Origin of the sequence: Streptomyces sp. NRRL F-4489 (genome assembly GCF_001509485.1) — a bacterium.
GTDB lineage: Bacteria > Actinomycetota > Actinomycetes > Streptomycetales > Streptomycetaceae > Streptomyces.
The window spans coordinates 18,827-35,474 of record NZ_LLZI01000024.1 but is presented as its reverse complement, the minus strand read 5'-3'; the positions used below and the strand labels follow the sequence as shown (position 1 = coordinate 35,474).

The following is a 16,648-nucleotide window of genomic DNA, read 5'->3' as shown; positions in this document are numbered from 1 at the left end:
CCTTCGATGCCCGCCCGGAGCTGAGACCCGGTCGTGACCGCATCGCAATAGCTTTGAGCCCCGGACCGTCACCGGTCCGGGGCTTGTTGCTGTCCCGGGGCGGGCCCGGGCCGCGGACTGTCCGGGAGGGCGGGCCGCCGGCCGGGCGGTCAGTGCTTCTTCTCGGCGCGGACGGGGATGTCGAGCAGCACCTGGGTGCCGCCCTCGGGCCGGCGGACCATGTCGAACGCGCCGCCCAACTCCCCCTCCACCAGGGTCCGGACGATCTGGAGCCCGAGGTTCCCGGTGCGCTGCGGGTCGAATCCCTCGGGCAGGCCGCGGCCGTTGTCCTGGACGGTGACCAGCAGCCGGGGCTCGGTGCGGCTGCCGCCGCGGACCGCGCCGACCTCGACGGTGCCGTGCTGCGCCTCGTCGAAGGCGTGCTCCAGGGCGTTCTGGAGGACCTCGGTGAGCACCATCGACAACGGGGTGGCCACCTCCGCGTCCAGGATGCCGAAGCGGCCGGTGCGGCGGGTGGCGACCTTCCCCGGGGCGATCTCGGCGACCATGGCGAGCACCCGGTCGGCGATCTCGTCGAACTCCACCCGCTCGTCCAGGGTCTGGGAGAGCGTCTCGTGCACGATGGCGATCGAACCGACCCGGCGGACCGCCTCGTTGAGCGCCTCGCGGCCCTGTTCGGATTCCATCCGGCGGGACTGGAGGCGGAGCAGGGCGGCGACGGTCTGGAGATTGTTCTTCACCCGGTGGTGGATTTCCCGGATGGTGGCGTCCTTGGTGATCAGTTCGCGTTCGCGGCGGCGGAGTTCGGTGACATCGCGCAGCAGGACCAGCGATCCGATATGCGTTCCCTTGGGCTTGAGCGGAATGGCCCGCAATTGGATCACTCCGTCGTTGCCCTCGACCTCGAATTCCCTCGGCGCCCAGCCGCTGGCCAGTTTGACCAGGGCCTCGTCCACCGGGCCGCGGGCCGGGGCGAGTTCGGCGGTGGCCCGGCCGAGGTGGTGGCCCACCAGGTCGGCGGCGAGGCCGAGGCGGTGGTAGGCGGAGAGCGCGTTGGGGCTGGCGTATTGGACCACGCCGTCGGCGTCGAGCCGGATCAGGCCGTCGCCGGCGCGCGGCGAGGCGTCCATGTCGACCTGCTGGCCGGGGAACGGAAACGTTCCAGCAGCGATCATCTGGGCGAGGTCGGAGGCGCTCTGGAGGTAGGTGAGCTCCAGCCGGCTGGGGGTGCGCACGGTCAGCAGATTGGTGTTGCGGGCGATCACGCCGAGCACCCGGCCCTCGCGGCGGACCGGGATGGACTCGACCCGGACCGGGACCTCCTCGCGCCACTCGGGGTCGCCCTCGCGCACGATGCGGCCCTCGTCCAGGGCGGAGTCCAGCATCGGGCGGCGGCCCCGGGGAACGAGGTGGCCGACCATGTCGTCCTGGTAGGAGGTCGGGCCGGTGTTCGGGCGCATCTGGGCGACCGACACGTACCGGGTGCCGTCGAGGGTGGGGACCCACAGGACGAGGTCGGCGAAGGAGAGGTCGGAGAGCAGCTGCCACTCCGAGACCAGCAGGTGCAGCCACTCCAGGTCGGAATCGCTCAGAGCGGTGTGCTGGCGTACGAGATCGTTCATCGAGGGCACACCTGGGAGCCTACCGGCGTACGGTATGTGTTGTGCCTGCGCGGCCATGGACAGGGAAGAATGGTCTAGTCCAGAATGTGCGGTGCGGCACACCCGGGGGCCAGGCCCCCGGCGCCAGAACTTCCGCTCTCCCCGCACAGGAGGGCGGATCGAGGCCCGCGGCGCTCTCTGCCCTGACTGCGCCCGGGCCTTACAGATCGACCGGTCCCGGGACGGGGCCGTGCCCCCGACCGCACAGGGGGCACCTCCCGCCCATTGGTACGGGACCGGCCGATGTCAGCTCCGGGCTGCGGTGCCGGACAGGTTGAGGGTCCTGTCCCGGCGCCGCGGCCCGCGGGTGTTTCCGGGGCCGTTCGCTACGCGCTGCTCCGGGCTGCTGCTTCCTTCCGTGGATGGGCTTCCTTGCTCGGCCAGGCGTTCATGGCCAGGTCGGCGACCGCCTCCAGGGTCTCGCGGTCGGCGCCGTCCCGTGCGGACTGCGACATTCCGGCGAGGATCGCGCTGACGTACTCGGCCAGGGCGCGGGCGTCGGTGCCGGCGGGGAGGTCGCCGGCGGCGAGGTCGGCCCGTATGGCGCGCTCGATCTCCTGGACGTTCTTCCGGCGCTTGTGGCGGAGCGACGCCGCGACCTCGGCGGAGGCGGGCGCGGTGTTGAGCGCGGCGCTGATCACCATGCAGCCGCGCGGGCGGTCGGGGACGGTGTACTCGGCGGCGGCCTCGCGCAGGGCGCGCTCGACGCCGCGGCGGGCGGTCGGCTCCTCGGCCAGGGCGCGGGTGATGAAGCCGCCGTAGAGCCGGCCGTAGACCGCGACCGCCTCCTCGAACAGGGCCTTCTTGTCGCCGAAGGCGGCGTAGAGGCTGGGGGCGCTGATGCCCATCTCGCGGGTGAGGTCGGAGATGGACGTGGACTCGTAGCCGTGCTCCCAGAAGGAACGGATCGCCTTCTCCAGGGCCGTGTCGCGGTCGAAGGACCGGGGCCGGCCGCGCTGCTTGCTCTCCTTCGCCACCATGGAGTGAATTCTATAGCGGTCGGTAAGAAATGCGTGCTACGGTTTTTGTGTAGCGAGCGATACAGAAAGTTCGCCGAGGTCAGGCGCGCGTACGGCGCAGTCGTACGCGGCGCGCACGAGATGAAGGGGAGGGGCCCGCGATGGGGGCACTCAGCGGTAGGACGGCACTGGTGACGGGCGGCGGCCGGGGGATCGGCCGGGCGATCTCGGAGCGGCTGGGACGGGACGGCGCGCGGGTCGGCGTGCACTACTCCGGCGGCGAGGCGGCGGCGAAGGAGACCGCCGCGGCGATCGAGGCGGCGGGCGGCGAGGCGTTCCTCGTGCGGGCCACGCTGGGCGAGCCCGGGGACGCCGAGGCACTGTGGTCGGCGTTCGACGCCCACGCCGACGGCCTGGACATCCTGGTGAACAACGCCGGGATCAACAAGACACTGGACGGCACCCTACGGCCGTTCACCGAGACGACCCGCGCCGACATCGAGCATCTCTTCGCGGTCAACAGCACCGCGCCGTTCCTCATCATCCAGCAGGGGCTGTCCCGGCTGCGGGACGGCGGGCGGATCATCAACGTCTCCACCGGGCTGACCCAGACGGCGGCCAGGTCCGAGCTGCTCGCCTACGCGATGTCCAAGGGCGCGGTGGACGTCCTGACCCGCGGCCTGGCCCTGGAGCTCGGCCCGCGCGGCATCACGGTCAACGCCGTCCTGCCCGGCGCTGTCGACACCGATATGAACGCCGCCTGGCTGCGCGGTGAGGGCAATGCCGCGGCCCGCGCGGAGACCGGCGCGCGTTCCCCGCTGGGGCGGGTCGCGGAGCCGTCGGACATCGGCGATGTGGTGGCCTTCCTCGCCTCGCGGGACAGCCGGTGGGTGACGGGCCAGTGGATAGACGCCACGGGCGGCGCCCAGCTCTGACGGGCGGCGCCGGCCGGGTCCCGATGGGGCCGCTCCCCCGGCCGCGTCCCGCCGCGGCCGCCCTCCGGCTCGGCGCCCCAGCCCCCGTCTGCGGCCGCTTCCCGGTCCGGCGGCCGCCGCCGGGTGGCTACCGGGGCGCCGGGGAGAGGTGGGGAAAACGTGCCGTTTTGTTCAAGGACGCCACGGGGTCGAGGAGGCCCGGCTCTGCTAGATTGGTCTATACCACATGAGACCACTCCAGAACGGCAGGCCAAGCGTGGAAGTTGTCATCGTCCCGGACGCCGCGGCAGGCGGCGAGCTCATCGCCGAGGCCATCGCCACCCTGGTGCGCCGCAAGCCCGAGGCGCTGCTCGGCGTGGCCACCGGCTCGACCCCGTTGCCCATTTACGAGGCACTGGCGGCGAAGGTCCGGGCCGGCGAGGTGGATGCCTCGCGGGCGCGGATCTGCCAGCTCGACGAGTATGTGGGCCTGCCCGCCGGGCACCCCGAGTCGTACCGCTCGGTGGTGCTGCGCGAGGTGGTGGAGCCGCTGGGGCTCGACGAGAGCGCGTTCATGGGACCGGACGGCACGGCCAAGGACGTCCAGGCGGCGTGCGAGGCGTACGACCGGGCGCTGCGCGAGGCCGGCGGGGTGGACCTCCAGCTGCTCGGGATCGGCACGGACGGGCACATCGGCTTCAACGAGCCCTGTTCGTCGCTGGCTTCGCGCACCCGCATCAAGACCCTGACCCAGCAGACCCGGGAGGACAACGCCCGCTTCTTCGACAGCCTGGACGAGGTCCCGCACCACGTCATCACCCAGGGCATCGGCACGATCCTGGAGGCCCGCCACCTGGTGCTGCTGGCCACCGGCGAGGGCAAGGCGGACGCGGTGGCCCAGGCCGTCGAGGGCCCGGTGGCCGCGCTGGTGCCGGCCTCCGCGCTCCAGCTGCACCCGCACGCCACGGTCGTCGTGGACGAGGCGGCGGCGGGCAAGCTGAAGCTGGCCGGATACTTCCGCGCGACCTACGCCGCCAAGCCGGAGTGGCAGGGGCTCTGACCCCGCACCGCCGGCGGCCCGAGGGCCCGTACCGGCGCCGGGCCGTGATGACCGGCCGGCGCGGGTGCGGGCCCTCGGTGGTGGAAGGCCGGGGGCGGGTGGGCCGTTCGCCGGTAAGCCGTTCGCCGGTGGGCCGTTCGCGGACGGCCCGGCCGGGGGTCACGCCGGGCGGGCGGTGAGGGCTTCGGCGGCGGCCTGGGCGCAGACGCGGGCGGCGCCGTGGGTGGCGAGGTGCGGGGCGCCCCGCGGCGGGGCCTGCGGGACGCCCATCTCCACCACGGCGGTGCGGGGGCGCGCGGTGAGGAGGGCGTGCAGGGCGTCGGCCATCCAGGGGTGGCGGTGGAGGTCGCGGACGACGGCGACGACGGGGCGTTCGCCGGCGGCGGTGAGGAGAGTGTCGAGGAGGGCGGGGACGCCGGCCGCGGCCTGGTCGGCGGTGTAAGTGGCGGTGGTGGTGCCGGGGAGGAGCCGGGTGAGTTCGGCGGCGAGGCCCCAGGGGGTCTCGTCCCCGACGGCGATATTGGCGAGGGGGGTGAAAGCGGCGACGTGCACCGGGCCGGTGAGCGGTTCGTGCGGGGCGGTGGAGGTCAGGCGGAGGGCGCGGCGGGCGGCGGCCAGGCCGATGCCGGGGGCGGGCTCCGGCCCCTCCCCCGCGCCCGCGACCCGGGTCCACTGGGCCAGGGTGCGGACCCGCGCGGCCGCGTCGGCGAGGCGTTCGGCGGGGAGTTCGCCCTCCCGGACGGCGCGGACGAGTGCGTCGCGCAGGCGCAGCACGGTGTCCTCGTCGGCCAGTCCGCCGCCGACGCAGATGGCGTCGGCGCCGGCGGCGAGCGCCAGGACGCTGCCGCGTTCGATGCCGTAGGTGGCGGAGATGGCCCGCATCTCGATGCCGTCGGTGACGATCAGGCCGTCGAAGCCGAGGCCGCCCTCGCCGGCGGGGGCACGCAGCAGGCCGTTGAGGGCGGCCGGGCTGAGGGTGGCGGGGCGTTCGGTGTCCACGGCGGGCAGCAGCAGGTGGGCGCTCATCACCGCGCGGGTCCCGGCGGCGATCGCGGCGCGGAACGGCACCAGTTCGCGTTCCTGAAGGGTGGCCAGGTCGGCGGTGACACGGGGGAGGTCGTGGTGGGAGTCGACGGCGGTGTCGCCGTGGCCGGGGAAGTGCTTGGCGCAGGCGGCGACGCCGGCGGACTGGAGTCCGTCGATGTAGGCGGCGGTGTGCCGGGCGACGAGGTGCGGGTCGGCGCCGAAGGAGCGGACGCCGATGACGGGGTTGCCGGGGTTGGAGTTGACGTCGGCAGACGGGGCCCAGTTGAGGGTGATGCCGCAGTCGGCCAGCCGGCGGCCGAGTTCCCGGGCGACGTCGCGGGTCAGCGCGGTGTCGTCGACGGCGCCGAGCGCGAGGTTGCCGGGGAAGGAGGAGCCGGTGCGCACTTCGAGGCGGGTGACGTCGCCGCCCTCCTCGTCGATGGCGACCAGCAGGTCCTCCCGGGCGCCGCGCAACTGCCCGCAGAGCGCGGCGAGTTGTTCGGGCCCGCGGACGTTGCGGCCGAAGAGGGCGACGGACACCAGGCCCTCGTCCAGCCGCCGCAGCAGCCAGTCCGGTGCGGTGGTGCCGGTGAAGCCGGGCTGGAGGACGGCGAGCGCGTCCCGGGTGAGGGTGTCGGCGGAGCGGATGACGGTGGCCATGGGCTATCCCTTCACTGCGCCGGAGGTGAGACCGCCGACCGCCTTGCGTTGCAGGAACAGGAAGAGGATCAGGATGGGGAGGGCGAAGAGGGAGGCGGCGGCCATGGTGGCGCCCCAGTCGTTGCCGAACTGCGTCTGGAACTGCGACAGCCACAGCGGCAGGGTGCCGGCGCCGGGCTCCTTGTTGAGGACCAGCACGAGCGGGAATTCGTTCCAGGCGGTGATGAAGCCGAAGAGGGAGGTGGCCATCAGACCGGGGGCCAGCAGCGGCAGCACGACCCGTACGAACGCCTGGCGGCGTGAGCAGCCGTCGACCATCGCCGACTCCTCCAGCTCCTTGGGGACGGCGGCGACGTAGCCGCGCAGGGTCAGGATGGTGAAGGGGAGGACCATGAGCATGTAGAAGAAGGTGAGCGGCACGAGGCTGTTGAGCAGGTCCGCGTCCCGGACGATCAGGTAGATGGAGATCACCATGACCTCCCAGGGCGCCATCTGGGCGACCATGAAGGTCAGCAGGATGCCCTTGCGGCCCTTGAAGCGCATCCGGGCGATGGCGAAGGACCCGCACAGCCCGATCACCAGCGAAAGGCCGACGGCGAGCAGGGTCACCAGCACGGAATTCCCGGCCAGCCGCCAGAAGTTGGGAGCGCTGACGGCCGTGGCGAAGTGCTCGAAGGTGCCGTGCAGCGGGAACCACACCGGGTCCTCGCTCAAGATGTCCCGGGTCGGCTTGAAGGCCGTGGCGAACATCCAGTACACGGGGAAGACGAAGCCGAGCGCGAGGACGGCGGCGGTCGCGTTGGGCCAGATGCGGCCGGCGAGTGGGCGCTTCACAGCGCGTCCTCCTCTTGCTTGAGCGTCAGGCGCAGGTAGTACGCGGTCAGGACGAGCAGCACGGCGATGGTCAGGACGGAGATCGCGGCGCCCATGCCGAAGTGGAGGTTGCCGACGCCCTCGGTGAAGGCGTAGATCGGCAGGGTCTCGGTGAGCCGGTCGGGACCGCCCTGGTTGATGGCGAAGATCTGCGGGAACGCCTTGAAGACCCAGATGACCTCGAGGAACGTCGTGGCCAGGAAGAAGGGGCGCAGGAAGGGGAAGGTGACGGAGGTGAAGACCTGCCAGGTGCCGGCGCCGTCCATCCGGGCGGCCTCGTAGAGCTCCTTGGGGATGGTCGTGGTGGCCGCGTAGAGGTTGAGGGCCACGAAGGGCAGCGACTGCCAGACGATCAGGACGGTGATGACGAAGAAGGTGGACTGCTGGGTGCCGACCCAGTCGTAGCGGGCCATGGCGTGCCAGCCGAGGTGGTCCAGGATCCAGTTGACGACGCCGTAGCGGGAGTCGAAGAGCCACTGGAAGACGGTGGTGGCGGCGATCGACGGCATCGCCCAGGCGAGCACCAGCGCGACCGACAGCACCAGCCGCATGGCCGTGCCGAGCCGGGCCAGCAGCAGGCCGAGCAGGGTGCCGAGCACCATGATCAGGACGACGTTGACGGCGGTGAAGACGAGGGTGCGGCCGGTGACCCGCCAGAACTGCTCGCTGGCCAGCACCTCGTGGTAGTTGCCCAGGCCGCGCCAGTCGGTGAGGTGCTGGATCAGCTCCTTCATGTTGAGGTTCTGGAAGGAGAGCACCACATTGCGGACGAGGGGCCAGCCGAGGAAGACCGCGGTGGCGAGCAGGGCCGGGAGCAGCAGGAGGTAGGGCGCCGCGCGCCGGCCGCCGGGGCCGCGGCGGGCGGGTGGGGCGCCGCCCGGGCCGGTGCGCGGCCCGGTCCTCGCCGCGGCTTCGTCGAGCTGCACTGCCATGAGCGTGTGGTCCCCTCGTTCCCGTGGTGGCGCGTTACGTCCCCGTGGCGACGGCCGGGCGGCCCGCGGGTGCCGCCGGTCCCGTCCGGCCGCGGCCGCGGGGTCGTGCGAGGCGTACGGGCCGGGGGCGGCCGGCCCGTACGCGGCCGGTGGCGGCTACTCCTTGGCGAGCCGCGTGTTGATCTCGGACTCGATGTCCTTGGCGGCGTCGGCCGGGGTCTTACCGTTGAGCACCGCGGTCATGTAGTTCTTGATCGGGTTGGGCACGTTCTCCACCGCGGCCCACTGGGGGATCAGCGGGGTGGTGCCGCCGGACTTCTCGGCGGCCGGGGCGGCGGCCGCGGCGGCCGGGTTCTCCTTGGCGGCGCCGGCCAGGGCCGGGGACTTGGGCGTCCAGCCGGCCTCCTTGACCATCTGGGCGTCGTTGTCCTTGGAGAGCGCGATCCGCAGGAATTCCTTGGCGAGTTCCTGCTTCTTGCCCATTCCGGCGACCGCGAAGTTGGAGCCGCCGAGGAAGACGCCCTCGGGCTTGTCCGCGGTCTCCCCCGGAATGGTGAAGAATCCGATGTCGTCCTTGATGGCGGGGTTGGCCTTGATGGCGGTGGCGGCCTCGTAGCCCATGGCGATGAGGGCGCCGGTCTTCCCCTTGGCGAAGATCTCGGCCTGCTGCGGGGTGGCCTCGTCCTTGTTCTTGGGGGCGGTGCTGAACGCCTGGTACTGCTTGTAGATGTCCATGGCCTTGGCCACCTTGGGGTCACCGAAATTGGAGACCCATTTCCCGCCCTCCTTCTTCACCAGTTGCGCGCCGGTGCCGATGGTGAGGCCGTCGAGGAAGTACCAGTTCTGGCCGGGCAGGTAGAGCGGCTCGGCGTCGGTCTTGTCCTTGATGGTCTGGAAGTCGTGGAAGAGCTCGGCGCGGGTGGCGGGCGGCTTGGTGAGACCGGCCGCGGCCCAGATCTTCTTGTTGTACATCACCACGCGGTTGCCGGCGAACCACGGCAGGGCGTACTGCTTTCCGTCCACCAGCGCGGCCTTGTTGAAGGTGTCGCCCCAGTCGGCGCCGATCTCCTTCTTCAGATCGCTGAGGTCGGCCAGCGCGCCGGCCTTGGCATAGGCGGCGGTCTGGGTGTTGCCGATCTCGACGACATCCGGCGGGGTGTCCTCGGAGAGCGCGGTACTGAGTTTCTGCTGGATGCCGTTCCACTGCTGGACCTTGAATTCCACCGTGGCGCCGGTCTTCTTCTGGAATTGCTCGGAGACCTGCTTGGTCCATTGCGCCGGATTCGAACCGGACATCACCCAGACGGTCAGCTTCTGGCCTTTGTAGCCGTCCGCGCCCGCTTTTTCGCCGCTCGACCCACAGGCAGCGACACTCACCAGCATTCCCGCGACCGCGGTCGCCGCTATGAGCCCACGCTTCATCGCGCTCTCCCCCTCAAGGACGGGTATGGCTTTAATGGTTTAGACCAGTTCCCGCAGCTTGGCCTAGACCTTTAGGGGTGTCAAGGGTGTATAAGAGTCGCTGTCAGGTCCGTTACCGGACCGACATCTGGCGGGGCGGGACCCGCGAAGCCGCACGGCCGGCCCGTCCGTGCCACGATGTGAGCCGCTACGTACGGAGGAGCCGGTGACGGCAGCAGGACAGGCAGCGGAGAGGCGGGGCATGGAGACCGAGGCGGGCAGCGCCGAGAACGGCGGCGGGGCCACGCGCACCGCCCGGGTGCCCAAGTACTACCGGCTCAAGCGGCATCTGCTGGAGATCACCGAGACCCTGCCGCCGGGCACCCCCGTCCCGCCCGAACGCACCCTCGCCGCCGAGTTCGACACCTCCCGGACCACCGTCCGGCAGGCCCTCCAGGAGCTGGTCGTCGAGGGCCGCCTGGAGCGCATCCAGGGCAAGGGCACCTTCGTCGCCAAACCGAAGGTCTCGCAGGCGCTGCAACTGACCTCGTACACCGAGGACATGCGGGCGCAGGGCCTGGAGCCGACCTCGCAGCTGCTGGACATCGGCTACGTCACCGCCGACGACCGGCTGGCCGGACTGCTGGACATCACCCCCGGCGGCCGGGTGCTGCGCATCGAGCGGCTGCGGCTGGCCAGCGGCGAACCGATGGCCATCGAGACCACCCATCTGTCCGCCAAGCGCTTCCCGGCGCTGCGCCGCAACCTCGTCAAGTACACCTCCCTCTACACCGCGCTGGCCGAGGTGTACGCGGTGCGCCCGGCGGAGGCCGAGGAGACCATCGAGACGTCGCTGGCCACACCGCGCGAGGCCGGGCTGCTGGGCACCGACGTGGGCCTGCCGATGCTGCTGCTCTCCCGGCACTCGCTGGACGCCGAGGGGCGGCCGGTGGAGTGGGTGCGGTCGGTCTACCGCGGCGACCGCTACAAGTTCGTCGCCCGGCTCCAGCGGCCGGCGGACTGACCGCGCGCCGGACCGGACCACCGACCGGGGCACCGGGCCCGCCCACCGCGCCCCGTCCCGGCGCCCGTCCGCCCAACTCCCCCGTGGTCACCGCTCCATACCGATATGCGGACAGCTGGTGACGGCTGCCACGCCGCTGGCTTACATTTCCAGCCGATTACCCAGGAGTTCAGACAGGGACGGGAGCCACGGTCATGGCCGAGAACGCCGCATCACCGGACCGCAGACCGGTCGTCACCCCCACACGGGTGGTGGCCGGATTGTGTCTGCTCGCCCCGTTCATCGCGATGCTGTGGGTGAGTTCGTACGCCAGGATCGAACCGACGCTGATCGGGATCCCGTTCTTCTACTGGTACCAGATGGCGTGGGTGCTGATCTCGACGGCGCTGACCGCCGTCGCCTACCGGCTCGTCCGGCGTGAGCAGCGCGCCCGCAAGGGCGGTGCCCAGTGATGAACTCCCCCGCCACCACGCTCGCCGCGGGCCCCCAGGGTGTCAACGGCGTGGCGCTCACCGTCTTCATCGTCTTCTTCCTCGCCGTGACGGTCATGGGCTTCCTGGCCGCGCGCTGGCGCCGCGCCGAGCAGTCCGCCAACCTCGACGAATGGGGCCTGGGCGGGCGCAGCTTCGGCACCTGGATCACGTGGTTCCTGCTCGGCGGCGACCTGTACACCGCGTACACGTTCGTGGCCGTCCCGGCGGCGATCTACACGGCGGGCGCCTCCGGCTTCTTCGCCGTCCCGTACACCATCCTGGTCTACCCGCTGATCTTCACCTTCCTGCCCCGGCTGTGGTCGGTCTCGCACCGGCACGGCTACGTCACCACCTCCGACTTCGTGCGCGGCCGCTTCGGTTCGAAGGGCCTGTCGCTGGCCGTGGCGCTCACCGGACTGCTGGCCACGATGCCGTACATCGCGCTCCAACTGGTCGGCATCCAGGCCGTGCTGGACGTGATGGGCGTCGGCGGCGGGGAGCACGCCAACTGGTTCGTCAAGGATCTGCCGCTGCTGATCGCCTTCGCGGTGCTGGCGGCGTACACCTACTCCTCCGGGCTGCGGGCGCCGGCGCTCATCGCGTTCGTCAAGGACGGGCTGATCTACCTCGTCATCGCGGTGGCCATCATCTACATCCCCATCAAGCTGGGCGGTTTCGGCGAGATCTTCCACGCGGCCGGCAAGACGCTGGCCCAGCACGGGCCGACCGGCAAACCGCGCGGTGAACTGGCCAGCGGGCCCAACGCCCAGTGGGCGTACGCCACGCTCGCACTCGGCTCGGCGCTGGCGCTGTTCATGTACCCGCACTCGATCACCGCGACGCTCTCCTCGCGCAGCCGCAACGTGATCCGCCGCAACACCACCATCCTCCCCCTCTACTCGCTGATGCTGGGCTTCCTCGCGCTGCTCGGCTTCATGGCGATCAAGGCCGGGACGGACACCCACGGGAACGCGCAGCTGGCGATCCCGCAGCTCTTCGCGGACATGTTCCCGAGCTGGTTCGCGGGCGTGGCCTTCGCCGCGATCGGGATCGGCGCGCTGGTGCCCGCCGCGATCATGTCGATCGCCGCCGCCAACCTCTTCACCCGGAACGTCTACAAGGACTTCATCCGGCCCGCGGCCACGCCCGAGCAGGAGCACAAGGTCGCCAAGCTGGTCTCCCTCCTGGTCAAGGTCGGCGCGCTGGCCTTCGTCCTGACCATGGACAAGACCGTCGCGATCAACTTCCAGCTGCTGGGCGGCATCTGGATCATGCAGACCATGCCGGCGCTGGTCGGCGGGCTCTTCACCCGGTGGTTCCACCGCTGGGCGCTGCTGGCCGGCTGGGCGGTCGGCATGGTCTACGGCACGCTCGCCGCGTACGGGGTGGCCAGCCCGACGCAGAAGCACTTCGGCGGCTCCAGCGCGGAGATCCCCGGCATCGGCCAGATCGGCTACATCGGTCTCACCGCCTTCGTCCTGAACGTCGTGGTGACCGTCGTCCTGACCTTCGTCCTCAAGGCCCTCAAGGCCCCCGAGGGCGTCGACGAGACCACCCCCGGCGACTACACCGCCGACCTCGGCGACAAGGGCGTCACCCCGGACCTGCCCCCGGCCACGGCAGGCGCCCCCGCTGGCCACTGACGCTCCCTCATATCCCCTCCCGGGCCGCCGCGTTCCTCCCGAACGCGGCGGCCTTCGCCGTGTGATGGCCAGTACCGGCGAGCGCGGTCATGGCGGCTCCTCCTTGCTGTCGCAGCCGAGCCGGAACGCGGCAGGGAACGTGGAACCGACGATAGCGGCGACCACTGACAGTCACCCCGTGGTCACCGCGGCGCGGAGGGCCCGCGCGGCGCCGCGCCAGGAGGTCGCCCGGCCCGCGCCACAACATGTGGGGGTGCGCCCGGACAGCGGCACAAGATGTATGCTCGTGCTCGCTGTCGCCGCAGGGGAATCCGGTGCGAATCCGGAGCTGTCCCGCAACGGTGAGAGCGCCGTACGCGGCCCTTCCCCACGGTCCGTTCGTGCGCGCGCTTAAGTCCGATGACCTGCCGACGGTACGTCCGCACCGCCATCGGTGCGGCGTCGATACGTCCGGGCCCCGAGGGATGGGCCGGTGGACGCCGCGCGGCCGGCCCGCGCACCCCGGCGTACCCGGGGTGCCGCCCGCCCGCGCGCCCGTCGCGCCGCCGCCCTCCCGGCCCCCGCCGAGTGAGGGAGAGCATCAGGTGACCATCGCGCCAACGGAGCCCGTGTCAGACGCCCAGGCCGGGCGGTCCGCCACCGCGCCCGCGTCTCCCGCCGGGGACGGTCCGGGCACCGCCCTGCTGCGGACGCTGACCGAGCTGACCGCCGATCTGACCGCGACCGACCCCGGCAAGGTGGCCGCCGCCGCCCTGCGCGGCCGGCACCCCGGCTCCGACGCGGCCGAACTGCGCGCCCTGGCCACCGAGGCCGCGGCCGGCCTGATCGGCGAGGAGCCGCAGTACTCCCGGCTCGCCGCCCGCCTGCTCACCCGCGCGATCGCCGAGGAGGCGGCCGGCCAGGGCGCCACCGCGTTCTCCGCGTCGGTCGCCACCGGGCACCGGGAAGGGCTGATCGCGGACGCCACCGCCGCGTTCGTCCGCGCCCACGCCGAGCGGCTGGACGCGCTGGTCGGCGAGGCGCTGGAGGCCGGCGCCGACGACCGCTTCGGGTACTTCGGGCTGCGCACCCTGTACTCCCGCTACCTGCTGCGCCACCCCGTCACCCGGAAGGTCATCGAGACGCCCCAGCACTTCCTGCTGCGGGTGGCCTGCGGGCTGGCCGAGGACGGTTCGCGGCGGGCGCTCGCGGACGTCGCCGAGCTGTACCGGCTGACCAGCACGCTCTCCTACCTGCCGTCCTCCCCCACCCTCTTCAACTCCGGGACCCGGCACCCGCAGATGTCGTCCTGCTATCTGCTGGACTCCCCGCTGGACGAGCTGGACTCGATCTACGAGCGCTACCACCAGGTGGCCCGGCTCTCCAAGCACGCCGGCGGCATCGGCCTGCCGTACTCCCGGGTCCGCGCCCGCGGTTCGCTGATCCGCGGCACCAACGGGCACTCCAACGGCATCGTGCCCTTCCTGCGCACCCTGGACGCCTCGGTGGCGGCGGTCAACCAGGGCGGCCGCCGCAAGGGCGCGGCCTGCGTCTACCTGGAGACCTGGCACGCCGACATCGAGGAATTCCTGGAGCTGCGGGACAACACCGGCGAGGAGGCCCGCCGGACCCACAACCTCAACCTCGCGCACTGGATCCCGGACGAGTTCATGCGCCGGGTGGCGGCCGACGAGGAGTGGTCGCTCTTCTCGCCCGCCGAGGTGCCGGAGCTGGTGGACCTGTGGGGCGCGGAGTTCGACGCGGCCTACCGGGCGGCGGAGGCGGACGGCCGGGCCGTCAAGCGGATCCCGGCCCGGGTGCTGTACTCCCGGATGATGCGGACGCTGGCGCAGACCGGCAACGGCTGGATGACCTTCAAGGACGCCGCCAACCGCACCGCCAACCAGACCGCCGAACCGGGCGCGGTGGTGCACTCCTCCAACCTGTGCACCGAGATCCTGGAGGTGACCAGCGACGGCGAGACCGCGGTCTGCAACCTGGGGTCGGTGAACCTCGCCGCCCACCTGGGCGAGGACGGCGCGATGGACTGGGAGCGGCTGGACGCCACCGTCCGCACCGCCGTCACCTTCCTCGACCGCGTGGTGGACATCAACTTCTACCCGACCGAGCAGGCCGCCGCCTCCAACGCCCGCTGGCGGCCGGTCGGTCTGGGCCTGATGGGCCTCCAGGACGTCTTCTTCCGGCTGCGGCTGCCGTTCGACTCACCGCAGGCGCGGGAGCTGTCCACCCGCATCTCGGAGCGGATCATGCTCGCCGCCTACGAGGCGTCCGCCGACCTGGCCGAACGGCACGGCCCGCTGCCGGCATGGGAGGCGACCCGCACCGCGCGCGGCGTCCTGCACCCGGACCACTACCCGGACGCCGAGCCGCGCTGGGCGGACCGCTGGGCCGCGCTGCGCGCCCGTATCGCCCGGACGGGTATGCGCAACGCGCTGCTCCTGGCCATCGCTCCGACCGCCACCATCGCCTCCATCGCCGGTGTCTACGAGTGCATCGAGCCGCAGGTCTCCAATCTCTTCAAACGCGAGACGCTGTCCGGTGAGTTCCTTCAGGTCAACACCTATCTGGTGGAGGAGCTCAAGGAGTTGGGCCTGTGGGACGCGCGGACCCGGGACGCGCTGCGCGAGGCCAACGGCTCCGTCCAGGACCTGGCCTGGATCCCCGAGGACGTCCGGCACCGCTACCGCACCGCCTGGGAGATCCCCCAGCGCGCCCTGATCGACATGGCCGCGGACCGCACGCCCTACCTGGACCAGAGCCAGTCGCTCAACCTCTTCATGGCGTCGCCGACCATCGGCAAGCTCAGCTCGATGTACGCCTACGCCTGGAAGCGCGGCATCAAGACCACGTACTACCTGCGGTCGCGGCCGGCCACCCGGATCGCCCAGTCGGCCCGCGCGCAGGCCGCCGCCACCGTTCCCGCCCCGTCCCCGGTGACCGCCGCCGAGGCCGTCGCCTGCTCCCTGGAAAACCCCGAGTCCTGCGAGGCATGCCAGTAATGACGACTCCGACCGCCCCGAAGAACCTCCTCGACCCGGGCTTCGAGCTCACGCTCCGCCCGATGCGCTACCCGGACTTCTACGACCGCTACCGGGACGCGATCAAGAACACCTGGACGGTGGAGGAGGTCGATCTGCACTCCGACGTCGCCGACCTCGCCAAGCTCTCCCCCGGGGAGCAGCACCTGATCGGCCGGCTGGTGGCGTTCTTCGCCACGGGTGACTCGATCGTCGCCAACAACCTCGTACTGACGCTGTACAAGCACATCAACTCCCCGGAGGCGCGGCTGTACTTGAGCCGCCAGCTCTTCGAGGAGGCCGTGCACGTCCAGTTCTACCTGACGCTGCTGGACACCTACCTCCCCGATCCGGAGGACCGCGCCGCCGCCTTCGCCGCGGTGGAGAACATCCCCTCCATCCGGGAGAAGGCCCAGTTCTGCTTCCGGTGGATGGACCACGTCGACGAGCTCGACCGGCTGGAGACGAAGGCCGACCGCCGCCGCTTCCTGCTCAACCTCATCTGCTTCGCCGCCTGCATCGAGGGCCTGTTCTTCTACGGCGCGTTCGCCTACGTCTACTGGTTCCGCTCGCGCGGGCTGCTGCACGGGCTGGCCACCGGCACCAACTGGGTCTTCCGCGACGAGTCGATGCACATGGAGTTCGCGTTCTCCGTGGTGGACACCGTCCGCCAGGAGGAGCCGGACCTCTTCGACGACGCGCTCGGGGCGGAGGTCACCGCGATGCTGAAGGAGGCGGTGGAGGCCGAGCTGCAGTTCGCCCGGGACCTGTGCGGGGACGGCCTGCCGGGGATGAACACCGCGTCGATGCGCGAGTACCTCCAGTGCGTCGCCGACCAGCGGCTGCGCCGCCTGGGCTTCCCGGCCGTCTACGGCTCGGAGAACCCGTTCTCCTTCATGGACCTCCAGGACGTCCAGGAGCTGACCAACTTCTTCGAGCGGCGGCCCTCGGCCTACCAGGTCGCGGTGGAGGGCTCGGTCTCCTTCGACGACGACTTCTAGCCGA

The 16,648-nt window shown here is 71.5% G+C and carries 13 protein-coding genes and 1 riboswitch; of the genes, 7 read left to right on the top strand and 6 right to left on the bottom strand.

The annotated features are described in order from the left end of the window. Positions 1-149: 149 nt before the first annotated feature. Together ADL22_RS04015 and ADL22_RS04010 are read right to left on the bottom strand one after the other, a co-directional pair. Positions 150-1,622 (bottom strand): sensor histidine kinase, encoded by a 1,473-nt coding sequence (locus ADL22_RS04015; RefSeq protein ID WP_066973886.1) that lies wholly within the window; start codon positions 1,620-1,622, stop codon positions 150-152. A 365-nt stretch (positions 1,623-1,987) separates the two neighbouring features. Then, positions 1,988-2,641, bottom strand: coding sequence for a TetR/AcrR family transcriptional regulator (locus ADL22_RS04010; protein WP_066973885.1), 654 nt, complete (start codon positions 2,639-2,641; stop codon positions 1,988-1,990). A 140-nt stretch (positions 2,642-2,781) separates the two neighbouring features. On the opposite strand from ADL22_RS04010, the gene ADL22_RS04005 reads away from it, so the two are divergent. Continuing rightward, entirely contained in the window at positions 2,782-3,555 is a 774-nt protein-coding gene (locus tag ADL22_RS04005) for an SDR family oxidoreductase (RefSeq protein ID WP_066973882.1), read from the top strand. Between the two features lie 256 nt (positions 3,556-3,811). Beyond that, positions 3,812-4,594, top strand: coding sequence for a glucosamine-6-phosphate deaminase (nagB, locus tag ADL22_RS04000; RefSeq protein WP_066973881.1), 783 nt, complete (start codon positions 3,812-3,814; stop codon positions 4,592-4,594). A gap of 159 nt (positions 4,595-4,753) precedes the next feature. On the opposite strand, the gene ADL22_RS03995 is transcribed toward nagB, so the two are convergent. From ADL22_RS03995 to ADL22_RS03980, 4 genes are all read right to left on the bottom strand, one after another. Beyond that, the gene (locus ADL22_RS03995; RefSeq protein ID WP_066973879.1) at positions 4,754-6,280 is read right to left on the bottom strand and encodes a glycoside hydrolase family 3 protein; all 1,527 of its coding nucleotides are present in this window, start codon (positions 6,278-6,280) and stop codon (positions 4,754-4,756) included. A 3-nt stretch (positions 6,281-6,283) separates the two neighbouring features. After that, positions 6,284-7,114 carry a carbohydrate ABC transporter permease gene (locus ADL22_RS03990; RefSeq protein WP_066973877.1) on the bottom strand — a complete coding sequence of 277 codons (831 nt, stop codon included), beginning with the start codon at positions 7,112-7,114 and terminating at the stop codon, positions 6,284-6,286. Then, positions 7,111-8,085, bottom strand: a complete 975-nt coding sequence (locus tag ADL22_RS03985) for a carbohydrate ABC transporter permease (RefSeq protein ID WP_066973875.1) — start codon at positions 8,083-8,085, stop codon at positions 7,111-7,113. The genes ADL22_RS03990 and ADL22_RS03985 overlap by 4 nt, the downstream gene beginning before the upstream one ends. Before the next feature lie 156 nt (positions 8,086-8,241). After that, the gene (locus ADL22_RS03980; RefSeq protein WP_066973873.1) at positions 8,242-9,507 is read right to left on the bottom strand and encodes an extracellular solute-binding protein; all 1,266 of its coding nucleotides are present in this window, start codon (positions 9,505-9,507) and stop codon (positions 8,242-8,244) included. A gap of 241 nt (positions 9,508-9,748) precedes the next feature. On the opposite strand from ADL22_RS03980, the gene ADL22_RS03975 reads away from it, so the two are divergent. The 5 genes from ADL22_RS03975 (at position 9,749) to ADL22_RS03955 (ending at position 16,644) form a co-directional block, all read left to right on the top strand. Beyond that, positions 9,749-10,510, top strand: a complete 762-nt coding sequence (locus ADL22_RS03975; RefSeq protein WP_066973871.1) for a GntR family transcriptional regulator — start codon at positions 9,749-9,751, stop codon at positions 10,508-10,510. Between the two features lie 194 nt (positions 10,511-10,704). Continuing rightward, entirely contained in the window at positions 10,705-10,962 is a 258-nt protein-coding gene (locus tag ADL22_RS03970) for a DUF3311 domain-containing protein (RefSeq protein ID WP_066973869.1), read from the top strand. Then, positions 10,962-12,626, top strand: a complete 1,665-nt coding sequence (gene mctP, locus ADL22_RS03965) for a monocarboxylate uptake permease MctP (RefSeq protein ID WP_066973867.1) — start codon at positions 10,962-10,964, stop codon at positions 12,624-12,626. Before ADL22_RS03970 ends, mctP begins: the two co-directional genes overlap by 1 nt. 263 nt (positions 12,627-12,889) lie before the next feature. After that, positions 12,890-13,053: riboswitch (cobalamin riboswitch) on the top strand. A gap of 157 nt (positions 13,054-13,210) precedes the next feature. Continuing rightward, positions 13,211-15,625: a ribonucleoside-diphosphate reductase subunit alpha gene (locus tag ADL22_RS03960; RefSeq protein ID WP_066973865.1), complete on the top strand. Its 2,415-nt coding sequence runs from the start codon at positions 13,211-13,213 to the stop codon at positions 15,623-15,625. Next, positions 15,625-16,644, top strand: coding sequence for a ribonucleotide-diphosphate reductase subunit beta (locus tag ADL22_RS03955; RefSeq protein ID WP_066973863.1), 1,020 nt, complete (start codon positions 15,625-15,627; stop codon positions 16,642-16,644). Before ADL22_RS03960 ends, ADL22_RS03955 begins: the two co-directional genes overlap by 1 nt. Positions 16,645-16,648: the final 4 nt, after the last annotated feature.